The sequence below is a fragment of the Allobosea sp. NPDC055594 genome, from assembly GCF_053618995.1.
This window is the reverse complement of record NZ_JBSHIO010000003.1, coordinates 368,737-383,408: the sequence shown is the minus strand read 5'-3', so window position 1 is coordinate 383,408 and position 14,672 is coordinate 368,737. Positions and strand designations below refer to the sequence as shown.

Sequence of the window (14,672 nt, the reverse complement as noted above, 5' to 3'; positions counted from 1 at the left end):
TGGAAATAACCATGTCCTACGATCTCGTCGTCATCGGAACCGGCCCCGGCGGCTATGTCTGCGCTATCCGCGCCGCCCAGCTCGGCCTCAAGGTCGCGGTGGTCGAGAAGCGCAAGAGCCATGGCGGCACCTGCCTGAATGTCGGCTGCATCCCGTCCAAGGCGCTGCTGCACGCCTCCGAGATGTTCGCGGAGGCGAGCCATACCTTCCCGAGCCTCGGCATCGATGTCGGCACGCCCAAGCTCGACCTGAAGCAGATGCTGGTCCACAAGCAGGAGACGGTCGACGCCAATGTCAACGGCGTCGCCTTCCTCCTGAAGAAGAACAAGATCGAGCCCTTCCACGGCACGGCCTCGATCCCGGCCGCCGGCAAGGTCCTGGTCACCGCCGAGGACGGCAAGACCCAGGAGCTGACGACCAAGAACATCGTCATCGCCACCGGCTCGGAATCGGCGCCGCTGCCCGGCGTCACCACCGATGAGAAGACCATCGTCACCTCGACCGGCGCGCTCGAGCTGACCGCCGTGCCGAAGGAGCTGCTGGTCGTCGGCGCCGGCGTGATCGGGCTCGAGATCGGCTCGGTCTGGGCCCGTCTCGGTGCCAAGGTCACCGTGGTCGAATATCTCGACCGGATCCTGCCCGGCATGGACGACGAGGTCGCCAAGCAGTTCCAGCGCATCCTGCAGAAGCAGGGCTTCGCCTTCCATCTCGGCTCGAAGGTCACCAAGGTCGAGACCGGCAAGAAGGGCGCGACCGTCACCGTCGAGCCCGCCGCCGGCGGCGAGGCCAAGACGCTGGGCGCCGATATCGTGCTGGTCGCGATCGGCCGCCGCCCGAACACGGACGGGCTCGGCCTCGACAAGGCCGGCGTCGCGACCGAGCGCGGCCGCGTCGTGATCGACGATCATTTCCGTACCAATGTGCCGGGCATCTACGCCATCGGCGACGTGGTGCGCGGGCCGATGCTGGCGCACAAGGCCGAGGATGAGGGCGTCGCGGCCGCCGAGATCATCGCCGGCAAGCACGGCCATGTGAACTATGATGCCATTCCCGGCATCGTCTACACCGCCCCCGAGGTCGCCGCGATCGGCAAGACCGAGGAGGAGCTGAAGGCCGCAGGGATCGCCTACAAGGTCGGCAAGTTCCCCTTCACCGCTAATGGCCGGGCCCGCGCCATGCGCCATACCGACGGTTTCGTGAAAGTCCTCGCCGATGCGGCGACCGACCGCGTGCTCGGCTGCCACATCATCGGCCCCCATGCCGGCGACCTGATCGCCGAGGTGACGGTGCTGATGGAGTTCGGCGGCTCGGCCGAGGACCTCGCCCGCACCTGCCATGCGCATCCGACGCTGGCCGAGGCGGTCAAGGAAGCGGCGCTCGCCGTCGACAAGCGCCCGATCCATATGTGATCGGCCTCGCTCGCCAAAGGAGCCCGGGCCTGTAGGCCTGGGCAGAACAAAAAACGCCCGGCGAAGAGCCGGGCGTCTTGCTTTCTGGGACGGTCGGAGCAGGTCGCTTATGCGCCCCTCCGCGCGTGAAACGCGGTCAGCGTGTTCCTGAGCAGGCAGGCGATGGTCATCGGGCCGACGCCGCCGGGAACCGGCGTGATCGCGCCTGCGATTTTCACCGCCTCGGCGAAGTCGACATCGCCGGCGAGCTTGCCGTCGGGCATCCGGTTGATGCCGACATCGATCACGGTGGCGCCGGGCTTGATCCAGTCGCCCTTGATCATCAGCGGGCGGCCGACGGCGGCAACGACGATGTCGGCACGCTTCACCACGGCGGGCAGGTCGCGTGTGCGCGAATGCGCGATGGTCACGGTGCAGTCGGCCTGAAGCAGGAGCTGCGCGACCGGCCGGCCGACCAGCTCCGAACGGCCAATGACGACGGCCTCCAGCCCGGACAGCGACGGCAGGGTCTGCTTCAGCAGCAGCATGCTGCCGAGCGGGGTGCAGGGCACGAGGCCGTTCTTGCCGCCGGCGAGCAGGCCGGCATTGATCGGGTGCAGCCCGTCGACATCCTTGGCCGGGTCGATCGCGTCGATGATCCGGCCGGTGTCGATATGCTTGGGCAGAGGCAACTGGACCAGGATGCCGTCGACCGCAGCGTCAGCGTTCAGCGCCGCGATCTTGGTGAGGAGTTCGGCTTCGGTCGTCTCGGCGGGCAGGCGGTGGGCGACGGAGTTCATGCCGATCTCGGCCGCGAGCTTCTCCTTGGAAGCGACGTAGACGCGGCTGGCCGGGTCGTCGCCGACGAGGACGACGTGGAGACCGGGCACCAGGCCCTTGGCCGCCTTGATGGCCGCGACCTCGCGGCCGATCTCGGCCCGCAGTTCGGCTGCCGCCGCCTTGCCGTCGATGATGCGCGCTTGTCCCGGCATGTGCTCGTCCTTGCGTTCTCGCGAGCCGTTCTCATGCGCGATCGCTGCAGCGCAAACAAGGCCGCACGACCGATGGGCCTTGACTTAGTTTGGTCTATGTCAAAATCATGCACGATCCATGATGCACGCCGAGCCCACATTCCGTAAGCCGTCCCGGGTCGTTCTGGCCGGGCAGGTCTATGAGCTGATCAAGGAGCGCATTCTCGATCAGGCCTATGTGCCGGGGGAACGGCTCAATATCGACGCGCTGGTGCGCGAGTTCGCCGTCAGCTCCACACCGATCCGCGAGGCGCTGATGCGACTCGCCGCCGAGGGGCTGGTCCGCGCCGAGCCCTTCGTCGGTTTCGCGACGGCGCCGGTGCCTGACCAGCGCTATTACGAGGACGTCTACAGTTTTCGCGGCGTGATCGAGCCCTGGGCTGCGGCCGAGGCGGCGCGGCGCCGGCCGGCTCCCGAGGCGATCGCCGGGCTGCGCGACGCGGTCGCAGCGATGATGGCCGGGGAGCCTTCGCGCGAATACCGCAGCCATCGCGCTTTCACGGAAGCGGATGACCGCTTCCATCGCATCGTCCTGCAGCTGGCCGGCAACCAGGTCGCGCTGAAGAGCTATGACGACTTACGTTTCCATCTCCACATTTCGCGCCTCTACCTGACGCGCGAGCAGGATGTCGGTCCGACCCATCGCGAGCATCACGCCATCGTCGATGCGCTCGAGGCCGGCGATCCCGAAGCCGCCGCCGATGCGATGCGCCGGCATCTCCAGGGCTCCTATGAACGATTGATCAAATAGCCAACCGGCCGAGGCCGAAAACGGCCCGGCCTTCGACAGAGGGAGGAAAAGACATGCTGAAACGGATCGCCGCCGCCGCGCTGATCGCCGGAGGCTTCGTGGCAGGTGCGGCCCAGGCGCAGACGCTGCGCTTCGGCCACGCCAACACCACGAGCGAGATCGCCGGCGAACTCTTCGCCGAATTCGCCGACCGCGTGAACAAGGGCACCAAGGGCGCGGTCACCATCCGCGTCTTCCCGGCCGAGCAGCTCGGCAAGGAGATCGACCTGTTCAAGCAGGTCAAGGAAGGCGCGCTCGACATCTCGGCGCCGTCCATGGCGGCGGCGTCCGCCTTGGTACCGGCGCTCGAAATCCCGAGCGCGCCCTTCCTGTGGAAGGATTGGACCGAGGCCGAGGCGATCATCCGCTCCGACGCCTTCGACCCGATCTTCGACGAGCTGCGCGACAAGCACAATATCGTGCCGGTCAGCCGCATCTGGTACTGGGGCTGGCGCAACATGACGACGCTCGACCGGGCCGTGAAGAAGCCCGAGGACGTGCAGGGGCTGAAGATCCGTGTGCCGGAAAGCCCGGTCTGGGTCGAGATGATCAAGGCCTTCGGCGGCGCACCGACGCCCGTCCCGTTCGGCGAGGTCTACACCGCCCTGCAGCAGAAGACGGTCGACGGGCAGGAGAACCCGATCCCGACGATCTTCTCGCGCAAGTTCTACGAGGTGCAGGGCTATGTCGCGATGACCAAGCACATGCTCCAGAACAACATGATCGTCATCAACAAGGACAGCCTCGCCAAACTCAAGCCCGAGCATCGCGAGGTGCTGTTCGCGGAAGCCGCCCGCGCCTCGGCGATGAACACCTATCTGCAGCAGAAGCGCGAAGCCTCGATGCTGGAGGACATCCGCAAGTCCGGTCGTTCCAAGATCATCGAGGATGTCGACCGTGACGCCTTCGCGGCCAAGGCCAAGGTGGTGACGACGGCGATGGAAGGCCGCTGGGGCAAGCCCCAGGTCGAGCGGGTGCTGGCGGCGATCGAGGCCCAGCGCAAGCGCTAGTCCGGTGCCCGCCATCGGCGTGGCGGGCTGAGAGACCTGACGGCCAGTCCGCGGCGGTGCGTCGGCACCGTGCCGGAACCCAGGACCGATGTCGCCTCTGAATGGGGCGCATCGGCCATCCCGACCTTTCGACCAGACGCATCGGTTCCGGGTGCGGGGCTTCGGCCTGCTCCGGAATGGCGCAGGAGGTTCCATGAAGGCCTTACAGCAGCACCAGTCGACGGTGCCGGGTCCACAATGATGACCGGCTTCGATTTGATCCGGCGGCTCGACGACTGGTCGAGCCGCCTGGAGAACCTCGCACTCGCGGCCCTGCACGGCATCATCGCCGCGCTGGTCTGCGCGGCCGTGGTGTTCCGCTACGTCCTCAACGATCCGCTGACCTGGTCGGAGGAGCTGATCCTCCTGCTCTTTGGCTGGATGATCTTCCTCGGGGTCGCCAACGCCTTCCATGCCCGCACGCACATCATCATCGACGTCGTCGTGCTGTTCGCGCCGCGCTGGCTCTGCTTCGCCTTCGGCGTGCTCGCCTTGGCTGTCACGGCGGCGGTGCTCGGCGTGCTGACCTGGTATTCCTGGCTCTATCTGCAGCGCGAGATGCCCAACATCACCCCGATGCTCGGCATCTCCGCCGGCTGGGCGATCGCGCCGCTCTTCATCGGCAGCCTGTTGTCGCTGCTGCATCTCCTACGCAACCTGATCGACGAGGGCGTCACCGGCGCGCTCTGGTCCGACATCACCACGCGCGAGTGACCCGCCATGGTGCTTGTCCTCCTCCTCACCTTCGCAGTGCTGCTCGTCGTCGGCACGCCGATCTGGGTCGCCATGGCGGGCTCGGCCCTGCTCGCCATCTTCATGGAAGGCGTGCCGTTGACGGTCGCCGCCCAGCGTATGGTCGCCGGCGTGCAGTCCTTCCCGCTGCTGGCGATCCCGCTGTTCACGCTCGCGGGTTCGCTGATGAACGCGTCCGGCATTTCCGAGCGGCTGTTCAGCTTCACCAAGGCGCTGGTCGGCCATATCCGCGGCGGCCCGGCCCATACGCTCGTCGTCGGCGAGGTCTTCCTTTCCGGCATTTCCGGCTCGTCGGTGGCTGACACCGCCGCTGCGGCGCGGGTCTTCGTGCCGCAGCTCGAGAAGATGGGCTATCCGCGTGCCTTCGGCGCGGCGCTCTCGGCCGTCGCCGGCACGCTCGGGCCGATCATCCCGCCCTCGATCCTGATGGTGGTCTATGCTTGGCAGGCGAACGTCTCGCTCGGCCAGCTCTTCGTTGCCGGCATCATTCCCGGCCTCGTCATGGCCGGCTGTATCATGGGGACGATCGCGATCCAGGCGCTGCGGCGCGACTTCAGGCCGGCCGGCGCCTTCTCGCTCGCCACCTTGTGGAGCGAGTTCCGGCATGCCTCGCTGGCGCTCCTGATGCCGGTCCTGATCATCGTCGGCTTCCGCGCGGGCCTGTTCACCGCGACCGAGATCGCCGGCGTCGCCGCCGCCTATTCGCTGGTCGTCGGCATGTTCATCTATCGCTCGATCAAACTCGCCGATCTTCCGGCGATCCTGGTCGGCACGGCGCGCGAAACAGCGGTGATCATCGCCATCGTCGCGGCCGCCTCGCCGTTCAGCTGGATCCTGGCGATCGAGCAGGCACCGCAGCTCGTCACCGACTTCATGACCTCGATCTCCACCGATCCGCTGGTCGTGCTGCTGATCCTGAACGTCGCCCTGCTGATCGCCGGCATGTTCATGGAGACGATCGCGATCATGATCATCCTGGTGCCGATCCTGCTGCCGCTGCTGACCTCGCTGCAGATCGACCTCGTGCATTTCGGGATCATCCTCCTGGTCAATCTGGTGATCGGCCAGGTCACACCGCCGGTCGGCGTGCTCTGCTTCGTCGCCATGGCGATCACCAGGGAGAAGCTCGGGCCGCTGATCCGCGAGCTCTGGCCTTTCCTGATCGCGCTCATCGTTGCGCTGGCGATCATCACCTATGTCCCGGCCCTGAGCCTCTGGCTCCCAAAGGTCGCCGGCTTCTGAAGAGGACCCTCCATGGCCACCATCACCGAAGTCGAGATCACCGAGTTCTCGTTCACCGCGCGGAATCTCGGGGTCTCCTCCGACAAGCTGCGGGCGATCTACAATATGGGCTACAAGCCCAATTCCTCGCTGGAGCTGACCAAGTTCGCGATCGTCATCCGCAGCGATGACGGGGCGCAGGGCGAATACGTCATGCACTGGGGCGGCAGCCGCTCGACCATGGCGCAGACGCTTTCGCTGGCGCCGAGCCTGCTCGGCCGCGATCCCGATCATCGCGAGCTGATCTGGAACGAGATGAAGCGGGAGCTGCGCCAGCATGACGGCATGGGCATCGGCCCGATCGACATCGCGCTCTGGGATCTCGCCGGCAAGCGCTACGGCGCTTCGGTCTCGGCCCTGCTCGGCGGCTACCGCACACGGCTCAAATCCTATGCCTCGACCTATCACGGCGACCGCAATGGCGGACTCGACTCGCCGCAGGCCTTCGCCGACTTCGCCGAGCGCTGCTACGAGCTCGGCTACCGCGCTTACAAAGTCCATGGCTGGCACGAGGGCGACGCCAAGGAAGAGGCGCGCAACGTGCTCCATGTCGCCAAGGCCGTCGGCGACCGGATGACGCTGATGCTCGACCCCGCCAACGAGCTCAGAACCTTCGCCGACGCGCTCTATGTCGGGCGTGCCTGCGACGAGGCGAACTACTTCTGGTACGAGGACCCGATGCGCGATTGCGGCGTCTCGGCCTTCGCCCACAAGAAGCTGCGCGAGATGCTGAAGACGCCGATCCTTCAGACCGAGTATCTGCGTGGCTTCGAGACCAAGGCCGACTTCCTGATCGCCGGCGGCACCGACATGCTGCGCTCCGACCCGGAATATGATCTCGGCATCACCGGAGCGATGAAGATCGCCCATCTCGCCGAGGCTTTCGGCGTCGATGTCGAGATCCACGCCTGCGGCCCGGCGCATCGCCACTGCATGGCGGCGACGCGCAACACCAATTTCTACGAGATCGCGCTGCTCGGCCCGGACTGTCCGAATGCGGTGCCGCCGGTCTATACCTGCGGCTATTCCGACCAGATCGACGCCGTCGACAAGGACGGCACCGTGCCGGTGCCGACCGGGCCGGGCCTCGGCGTCAGCTATGATTGGGACTACATCCGGGCCCATAAGACGGCGCAGCAGGTCTTCAGGCTCTGATCGCCCCGGGGCTCGACGAGCCGCTTGATCGCGGCGCGCCGAGCCCTCATCTTCGCGCCTCCCGATTCAGGCGGCGTCTGGCGAGCCGGAGAGAACCACGTGACCACCGGCTTTGCAGCAATCCCGGCCTCGGGCAGCTATCGCTTGAACAAGGCCCGGGTGCCGGCCTGTCTGGTCTCGGCCGAAGCCATGGCGAGCGACCGGGCCGGCTTTGCACTGCTCGACATCGCGATCGAGGACGGCGTCGTCGCCTCGCTCCTGCCGGCAGGCATGCCGAGTCTCGATGCCGGGCATGCCGTCGATCTCGACGGCGGCATCGTCCTGCCGCGCCTCGTCGATGTGCACACCCATCTCGACAAGGGCCATATCTGGCCGCGCCGCCCCAACCCTGACGGCAGCTTCATGGGGGCGCTGACCAGCGTCGGCGCCGATCGCGAGGCGAACTGGACGGCGCGGGACGTCAGGGCACGGATGGAGTTCGGCCTGCGCTGCGCCTTCGCGCATGGCACGGCGGCGATCCGCACCCATATCGACTCGCTCGGTCCGCAGATCGGCATCTCCTGGCCGGTGCTGGCCGAGCTTCGGGCGGAATGGGCCGGGCGCATCGCCCTGCAGGGCTCGCCGCTGTTCGGCGTCGAGGCCGTCGCCGACGGCGCCCATATGCAGGCAATCACCCGAGCTGTGAGGGCGCATGGTGACGGGCTGCTCGGCTGCGTCACCTACATGATCCCAGAGCTCGAGGCGGCGCTGGATACGATCTTCCAGACCGCGATCGAGAACGGTTTCGACCTCGATTTCCATGTCGACGAGAGCAATGATCCGGCGGCGCGCTCGCTGGAAGCCATTGCCGACGCGGCGCTGCGCCATCGCTTCACCGGCAAGATCCTCGTCGGTCACTGCTGCTCGCTGGCCCTGCAGCAGCCGGCTGACGAGGCCCGCATCGTCGCCAAGGTCGCCGAGGCCGGCATCGCCGTGGTCTCGCTGCCGATGTGCAACATGTATCTGCAGGACCGGCAGGCCGGCCGCACGCCGCGCTGGCGCGGCGTCACCGCGCTGCACGAGCTGAAGGCTGCCGGCGTGCCGGTGATGATCGCTTCCGACAACACCCGCGATCCCTTCTACGCCTATGGCGATCTCGACCTCGTCGAGGTGCTGCGCGAGGGAACGCGCATCCTGCAGCTGGACCATTCGGGCAATGACTGGGTACAGAGCATCGCGACGACGCCGGCCGCACTGATGGGCCTGCCAGGACAGGGCCGGCTCAGTGTTGGCGGCCCCGCCGACATGATCCTGACCCGGGCACGGGACTGGACCGAATTCTTCGCCCGGCCGCAGGCCGAGCGCACCGTCTTGATCTCAGGCAAGGCGATCGACCGCACGCTGCCCGATTATCGCGAACTCGACCATCTGATGAGCACCGACGCATGAGCACGAAATACGACATCGCCGCCCTCAAGGCCCGCCTCGGCAACATCAGGAGCGAGGACAATCCCGCGCTGGTGAAGCAGAAGAGCCGGGACTTCTTCTGGTACTCGCCGACGCTGAAGCGCCAGCTCGACCAGGTCACGGCCGATATCATCGTTTCGCCGACCAGCGAGGCGGAGGTGCTGGAGGTGCTCGCCACCGCCCATGCGCTCGGCATCCCCGTGACGCCGCGCGGCACCGGTACCGGCAATTACGGCCAGGCCATGCCGCTATCGGGCGGGGTGGTGCTCGATCTCTCCGGCTTCAACAAGGTCAAGGCGATCGAGGCGGGGCGCTATGTCGCCGAGCCCGGCGCGATCCTCTCGAAGATCGACGAGGAGACTCGGGCGCATTCGCGCCAGGAGATCCGCCTGCACCCCTCGACCTACCACACCGCTTCGGTCGGCGGCTTCATCGCTGGCGGCTCCGGCGGCGTCGGCTCGATCAAATGGGGCGGCCTGCGCGATTGGGGCAACATCATCCGCCTCAAGGTCGCGACCATGGAGGCGACTCCGCGCATCCTCGAGCTTCAGGGCGAGGACCTGCACAAGGTCTCGCACGCCTATGGCACCAACGGCATCATCACCGAGGTCGAGATGCCGCTCGGCCCGGCCTATAACTGGGTCGACGTGATCATCGGCTTCGACAGCCTGCGCGGTGCGACCGAATTCGCCAATTCGCTCGGCGAGCAGGACGGGCTGGCGTTGAAGGAACTCGCCGTCGTCGCGGCGCCGGCGCCGCACGACTATTTCCTGCGCCATCGCAAATTCCTGCCGCGCGACAGCCATTGCGTCATCGCCATGATCGCGGATTTCGCGGTGGAATCGACGCTGGCCTATGCCCGCCGCTTCCGGGGCGCGGAATTGCTGATGCGCTCGGACAAGCTGACGCTGGAAGAGGCGAAAGGCCTACCGGCTTCCTTCGAGCTCGCCTGGAATCACACCACCTTGCGGGCGCTCAGGGTCGATCCGTCGATCACCTATCTGCAGGTGCTCTACCCGTTCCCCAACCAGGTCGAGCTGGTCGAGAAGATCCATCAGCGTTTCGGCGACGAGCTGACCTGCCATCTCGAATTCGTCCGCTTCGACGGCAAGATCACCTGCTTCGGCCTGCCGCTGGTGCGCTTTACCACGGAGGAGCGGCTTGAAGAGATCATGGCGATCCATGAGGAGATGGGCGCGCCGATCTTCAACCCGCATCGCTACACGCTGGAAGAGGGCGGCATGAAGCAGACCGACGAGGTCCAGCTCGCCTTCAAGCGCGAGGCCGATCCGCAGGGCCTGCTCAATCCCGGCAAGATGGTCGCCTGGGAGGACCCGGAATACGACTATCGCGCCGGAAAGACCTTCCTGTTCCGCAGCCTGGGTGAAGCGGCCGGCGGCTGAGCATGCGCGTCCTCGTCGTCTACGCGCATCCCAATCCCGAGAGCTTCGGCGCGGCGCTGCACGCCGCGACCGTGGCTGGGCTGCGCCGGCACGGCCATGAGGTCGATGATTGCGACCTCTATGCCGAGGGCTTCGAACCGGTGCTGAGCCGACAGGAGCGGCTCGACTATCTCGACCTTGCGAAGAATGGCTGTTCGGTAGCCGGCTATGTCGAGCGGCTGCGCGCCGCGGAAGCGCTGGTCCTGTGCTTTCCGGTCTGGAATTTCGGTTATCCTGCCATGCTGAAAGGCTATTTCGACCGGGTCTTCCTGCCCGGCGTGTCGTTCAAGCTGGTCGAGGGGCAGGCACAGCCGAGCCTCTGGAATATTCGCCGGCTTGCTGCGGTGACGACCTATGGCGCCACGCGCTGGCGGGCCATGCTGATGGGCGACCCGCCGCGCAAGCTGGTCGGCCGGTCGTTGCGGGCAGTCTGCCACCCAACCGCCCGCCTCAGCTATCAGGCCCATTACGACATGAACCGCTCGACGCCGGAGAGCCGGACGGCATTTCTGCGCAGGATCGAGGCGATGACCGCACAATTCTAGGTGATTGTCGTACCATTGTCATTTGCTTGTCATGTTGGCGGGCGATTCCAGAGCCGGCGAAAAGTATGGGCAATCTTTTCGAGGGGCCGGCTCATGACCAAGACGATCGAGAAAAGCGTCGGCCGCGCCTTGCTGCTCGCCGCGAGATTGCATCGCGGCCGGATGGGCGAGCGGCTGAATGCGCTGGGGCTCTTCCCGGGCCAGGAGCAGGCCCTGAAGGCGCTGCAGGCCGCGCCGATGACCATGGGTGAGCTCGCTACCTTGCTGCGGGTCAAGCCGCCGACGGTTTCCAAGACGATCGGTCGGCTTTCGCTGCAGGGCCTGGTCAGCCGCGAGGGCGGCGGCAAGGATGGCAGGCTGGTTCAGGTCGCGCTGACCGAACATGGCCAGAAGACCGCCACGGCGCTCGACGCGGTCTGGACCCAGGTCGAGGAGGAGCTGCTCGAGAAGCTCGACTCCAAGGAACGCAAGCAATTGCGCAAGCTGCTGCGCAAGGTCGCCAAGGGACTTTCGCAGGCCGGCGCCGAGCTCGACGATCCCGAAGACGAGGTTGAGGACGCAGCCTGAGCCAGGCTGGCGCCTTCCCGGCATGGCGTGCATGCGTCACCGGACTGGTCTCGGCCTTTAAATCGGTTCATTGATCTCAGGCCATTCCGCAGAAGCATGCCGAGACCCGTCGCTTGTCGGCCGCCCCCGCTCCGCCCCCGGATACGCGCCGGACGCGCCTGACCGCCATCTTGCTGATGTGCGCGGCGGTGCTGTGCTTTGCGCTGCTCGATGCCTCGGCGAAATGGCTCGGCGGCTCGATGCATGCGATGCAGGTCGTCGCGGCCCGCTATCTGATCAGCGTGGCGCTGGTCTCGACCCTGCTCAATCCATGGTCGCGGCCAGGCATCCTGCGGACGCGCCGCCCCTGGCTGCAGGGCTTCCGTTCGCTCCTGCTCCTGACCTCGACGGGGCTGAACTTCATCGCGCTGAAATATCTGCAACTGGCCGAGAGCGTCTCGATCATGTTCGCGACGCCCTTTCTCGTCGCGCTTCTGGCCGGGCCGATCCTCGGCGAATGGGCCGGCCCGCGCCGGCTGGCGGCGATCGGCGTCGGCTTCATCGGCGTGCTGATCATCTTGCGCCCCGGCTTCGGCGGGCTGCCCCCGGCGGCGCTGCTCACCGTCTGCGGCTGCTTCTGCTACGCTTTCTACAGCATCTCGACGCGGATGCTCGCCGCCAGCGACGCCCCGGAGACGACGATGTTCTATTCCGGCATCGTCGGGGCGGTGGTGATGCTGCCGCTGGTGCCGCTGTTCTGGTCCTGGCCGGCCGACGGGGCGAGCTGGCTCTTGATGCTGAGCGTCGGGCTTTTCGGGGCGCTCGGCCACTGGCTGCTGATCCTGGCGCATCAGCGCGCGCCGGCGAGCATGCTCTCGCCGTTCAACTACTCGCAGATCGTCTGGATGGTGGCGCTCGGCTGGTTCGTCTTCGGCCAGATTCCTGACGGCTACACCTTCATCGGTGCGAGCATCGTCATCGGCTCCGGGCTCTACCTGCTCTATCGCGAGCGGGTCCGGGCCGTGCCCGAAGGCTCGGCCCGGCTGGATTGAGGCCGCGCGCCGCTCAGCCCTTGTCGGTGAGCGAGAGGCGGCTCTGCGACGCCACGAAATCCGACAGCATCGGCACGAAATCGTCGCCCTTCCCGGCCGCGACGGCCTGGGCATAGACGTTCTTGACGGCATTGCCGACCGGGTTGGGAATGCCGGCATCGTTGGCGACCGCTTCGAGATAGCGAACATCCTTCAGCGCGTTCGACAAGGTGAACTTGTGGGCGTCGCGATCGCGTTGCAGCACGTACTGCATGAAGGTCTGGTAGAAACCGCAATCCATCCGGCCGCCCGAGATCACGCTGTCGAAGGTCTGCGGCGTGATGCCGATCTTCTGCGCCAGCGTCAGCGCTTCCGAATAGATCGCACCATAGCCCATCGACAGGAAGTTATTGAGAAGCTTCATCTTGTGGCCGTCCCCGACCGGGCCGAGATGAACCACCTTCTGTGCCCATGCGTCACAGACCGGCTTGATCCGGGCGAAAACCTCTCTGTCGGCGCCAATCATGGTCGAGAGTTGGCCAAGAGCCGCTTGCGCGGGGGTCCCGCCGAGCGGTGCATCGCAAAGGTGGAGACCGATGGCCGCGAGCTGGGCCGCCAATCTGACCGTCGAGCCGGGATCGGAGGTCGAGCAATCGACGATGATCGTGCCGGGCTTCGCGCCGGCTGCGATGCCGTCCGGTCCATTGACCACGGCCTCAACCTGCGGCGTGCCGGTGACGCAGAGAAAGATGATCGAGGCCTTCTCGGCGAGCTCCCGCGGCGTCCGGGCCTCCTGGGCGCCGGCTGCCTTGAGCTCTTCGACGGGCTTACGGTTCCTGTGCCCCATGACGGTCAAGGGAAAACCTTTGGCGAGGATGCAGGAGGCCATGCCCTGGCCCATGAAGCCGACGCCGATGAAGCCGATCGCTTCTTTATGAGCGGTCATCTTTAGTTCCTCTGGATTATATGAGATGGACGGTGAGCATGCGGAACGATTTGACCAAGAACTGGTTGAAGGCCGTGGGTAACCCGCTTCAGGAGAAGCGCTTTATGGCTGGCGACGGAAACCTGCGGGACCCCTCCTCCGTCGGAAAGGGCGCTGCAATCCCTCGGGAACGCTTGGGCGGGCGAGGGCGTGTTACCTTGCAGATCATCGCCGATCACCTCGACGTCTCGACGGCGACAGTCTCGCTCGCGCTGCGCGGCAGTCCGCTCGTCGCCGACGCGACCAAGCATCGCGTGCAGAAGATCGCCCGCGAGATGGGGTACAGCTACAACCGCAGCGCCGCCTCGCTGCGGACCGACCGGACCAATATTCTCGGCGTCGGCTTCCACGACATCACCAACCCCTATTTCGCCGAGCTCCTGGCGGCGATCGAGGAAACGGCTGCCGCCCATGGCCGCTCGATCCTTCTCGGAACCTATGCGGAGAACCTGGAACGTCAGGACCGCGTGCTCAACACGCTGAAGGAATACCGGCCCGACGGGATGATCATCTGCCCGGCCGGCGGCAGCACGGCGGAGACGCTGGCCCATCTTATGGCGGCGCAGGTGCCGCTCGTCCAGCTTTCGCGCGAGATCGAGGGCGTCGATCTCGACTTCGTCGGTTCCGACGACCGGCACGGCACCATGCTGGCGATGGAGCATCTTCTGGAGCTCGGCCATCGCCGCATTGCCTTCCTCGGCGAGAGCAAGCTGATTTCGACCGGCTGCAATCGCTATCGTGGCTATCGGGACATGCTCGCCAAACACGGTCTGCCGCTCGACCCGGCACTGGTCTATTCCGCCTGGGGGACGCGCGAGAACGGGCTGAAAGGCGTCCAGAAGGTGCTTTCGGTGGAGGACCCGCCGACGGCTGCGGTCTGCTTCAACGACCTCACCGCCTTCGGGGCGATGCTCGGCCTGCGCCATTGCGGGCTCGAGGCCGGCGAAGACTTCTCGCTGGTCGGCTGCGACGACGTCCAGGAAGCGGCGCAATGGTATCCGGCGCTGACGACGATCAAGAATTTTCAGGACGATATGGGGCGCCAATCGGCCGAGATGCTGCTGCGCCGCATCGCCGAGCCGGCCGCGCCGGCGCGCAGGGTCGTGCTGAAGCCGGATCTCGTGGTGCGCGGAACCACGGCGCCGCCCCGCAAGAAATAGGGTAGGGCACCCCGGCCTCGCGCCGGCGAGCGGTTGCCCCGCCTGCGGACGAGCCCGTCCGCAGGCGGCG

The 14,672-nt window shown here is 66.4% G+C and carries 14 protein-coding genes; 12 read left to right on the top strand and 2 right to left on the bottom strand.

Annotated elements, in window-relative coordinates; genetic code table 11:
• Positions 1–11: 11 nt before the first annotated feature.
• Positions 12–1,409: a dihydrolipoyl dehydrogenase gene (gene lpdA, locus ACWGRX_RS08970; protein ID WP_452117258.1), complete on the top strand. Its 1,398-nt coding sequence runs from the start codon at positions 12–14 to the stop codon at positions 1,407–1,409.
• A gap of 107 nt (positions 1,410–1,516) precedes the next feature.
• Here the strand turns inward: lpdA and folD are convergent, their stop codons facing one another.
• The gene (gene folD / locus ACWGRX_RS08965) at positions 1,517–2,380 is read right to left on the bottom strand and encodes a bifunctional methylenetetrahydrofolate dehydrogenase/methenyltetrahydrofolate cyclohydrolase FolD (protein ID WP_452117257.1); all 864 of its coding nucleotides are present in this window, start codon (positions 2,378–2,380) and stop codon (positions 1,517–1,519) included.
• 121 nt (positions 2,381–2,501) lie between these two features.
• Here folD and ACWGRX_RS08960 point away from each other — a divergent pair, with 121 nt between their 5' ends.
• The 10 genes from ACWGRX_RS08960 (at position 2,502) to ACWGRX_RS08915 (ending at position 12,478) form a co-directional block, all read left to right on the top strand.
• Positions 2,502–3,170 (top strand): GntR family transcriptional regulator, encoded by a 669-nt coding sequence (locus tag ACWGRX_RS08960; RefSeq protein ID WP_291641361.1) that lies wholly within the window; start codon positions 2,502–2,504, stop codon positions 3,168–3,170.
• 53 nt (positions 3,171–3,223) lie between these two features.
• A complete protein-coding gene (locus ACWGRX_RS08955; protein ID WP_452117256.1) occupies positions 3,224–4,219 on the top strand; it encodes a TRAP transporter substrate-binding protein in 996 nt (331 codons plus the stop codon).
• A 240-nt stretch (positions 4,220–4,459) separates the two neighbouring features.
• Positions 4,460–4,972 carry a TRAP transporter small permease gene (locus tag ACWGRX_RS08950; protein ID WP_452117255.1) on the top strand — a complete coding sequence of 171 codons (513 nt, stop codon included), beginning with the start codon at positions 4,460–4,462 and terminating at the stop codon, positions 4,970–4,972.
• 6 nt (positions 4,973–4,978) lie between these two features.
• Complete coding sequence (locus ACWGRX_RS08945) at positions 4,979–6,253, top strand: TRAP transporter large permease (RefSeq protein WP_452117254.1); 1,275 nt, start codon at positions 4,979–4,981, stop codon at positions 6,251–6,253.
• Between the two features lie 12 nt (positions 6,254–6,265).
• Positions 6,266–7,447 (top strand): enolase C-terminal domain-like protein, encoded by a 1,182-nt coding sequence (locus ACWGRX_RS08940; protein ID WP_291641369.1) that lies wholly within the window; start codon positions 6,266–6,268, stop codon positions 7,445–7,447.
• Between the two features lie 99 nt (positions 7,448–7,546).
• On the top strand, positions 7,547–8,875 hold the full coding sequence (locus ACWGRX_RS08935; protein WP_452117253.1) for a cytosine deaminase: 1,329 nt from the start codon (positions 7,547–7,549) through the stop codon (positions 8,873–8,875).
• On the top strand, positions 8,872–10,296 hold the full coding sequence (locus ACWGRX_RS08930) for an FAD-binding oxidoreductase (protein ID WP_452117252.1): 1,425 nt from the start codon (positions 8,872–8,874) through the stop codon (positions 10,294–10,296). Before ACWGRX_RS08935 ends, ACWGRX_RS08930 begins: the two co-directional genes overlap by 4 nt.
• A gap of 2 nt (positions 10,297–10,298) precedes the next feature.
• Complete coding sequence (locus ACWGRX_RS08925; RefSeq protein ID WP_291641375.1) at positions 10,299–10,880, top strand: NAD(P)H-dependent oxidoreductase; 582 nt, start codon at positions 10,299–10,301, stop codon at positions 10,878–10,880.
• A 93-nt stretch (positions 10,881–10,973) separates the two neighbouring features.
• The gene (locus ACWGRX_RS08920) at positions 10,974–11,447 is read left to right on the top strand and encodes a MarR family winged helix-turn-helix transcriptional regulator (protein ID WP_291641377.1); all 474 of its coding nucleotides are present in this window, start codon (positions 10,974–10,976) and stop codon (positions 11,445–11,447) included.
• A 113-nt stretch (positions 11,448–11,560) separates the two neighbouring features.
• The gene (locus tag ACWGRX_RS08915) at positions 11,561–12,478 is read left to right on the top strand and encodes a DMT family transporter (RefSeq protein WP_452117251.1); all 918 of its coding nucleotides are present in this window, start codon (positions 11,561–11,563) and stop codon (positions 12,476–12,478) included.
• Between the two features lie 13 nt (positions 12,479–12,491).
• On the opposite strand, the gene ACWGRX_RS08910 is transcribed toward ACWGRX_RS08915, so the two are convergent.
• Positions 12,492–13,403 (bottom strand): NAD(P)-dependent oxidoreductase, encoded by a 912-nt coding sequence (locus ACWGRX_RS08910; RefSeq protein WP_452117250.1) that lies wholly within the window; start codon positions 13,401–13,403, stop codon positions 12,492–12,494.
• Between the two features lie 197 nt (positions 13,404–13,600).
• Here ACWGRX_RS08910 and ACWGRX_RS08905 point away from each other — a divergent pair, with 197 nt between their 5' ends.
• Positions 13,601–14,602, top strand: coding sequence for a LacI family DNA-binding transcriptional regulator (locus ACWGRX_RS08905; protein ID WP_291641383.1), 1,002 nt, complete (start codon positions 13,601–13,603; stop codon positions 14,600–14,602).
• Positions 14,603–14,672: the final 70 nt, after the last annotated feature.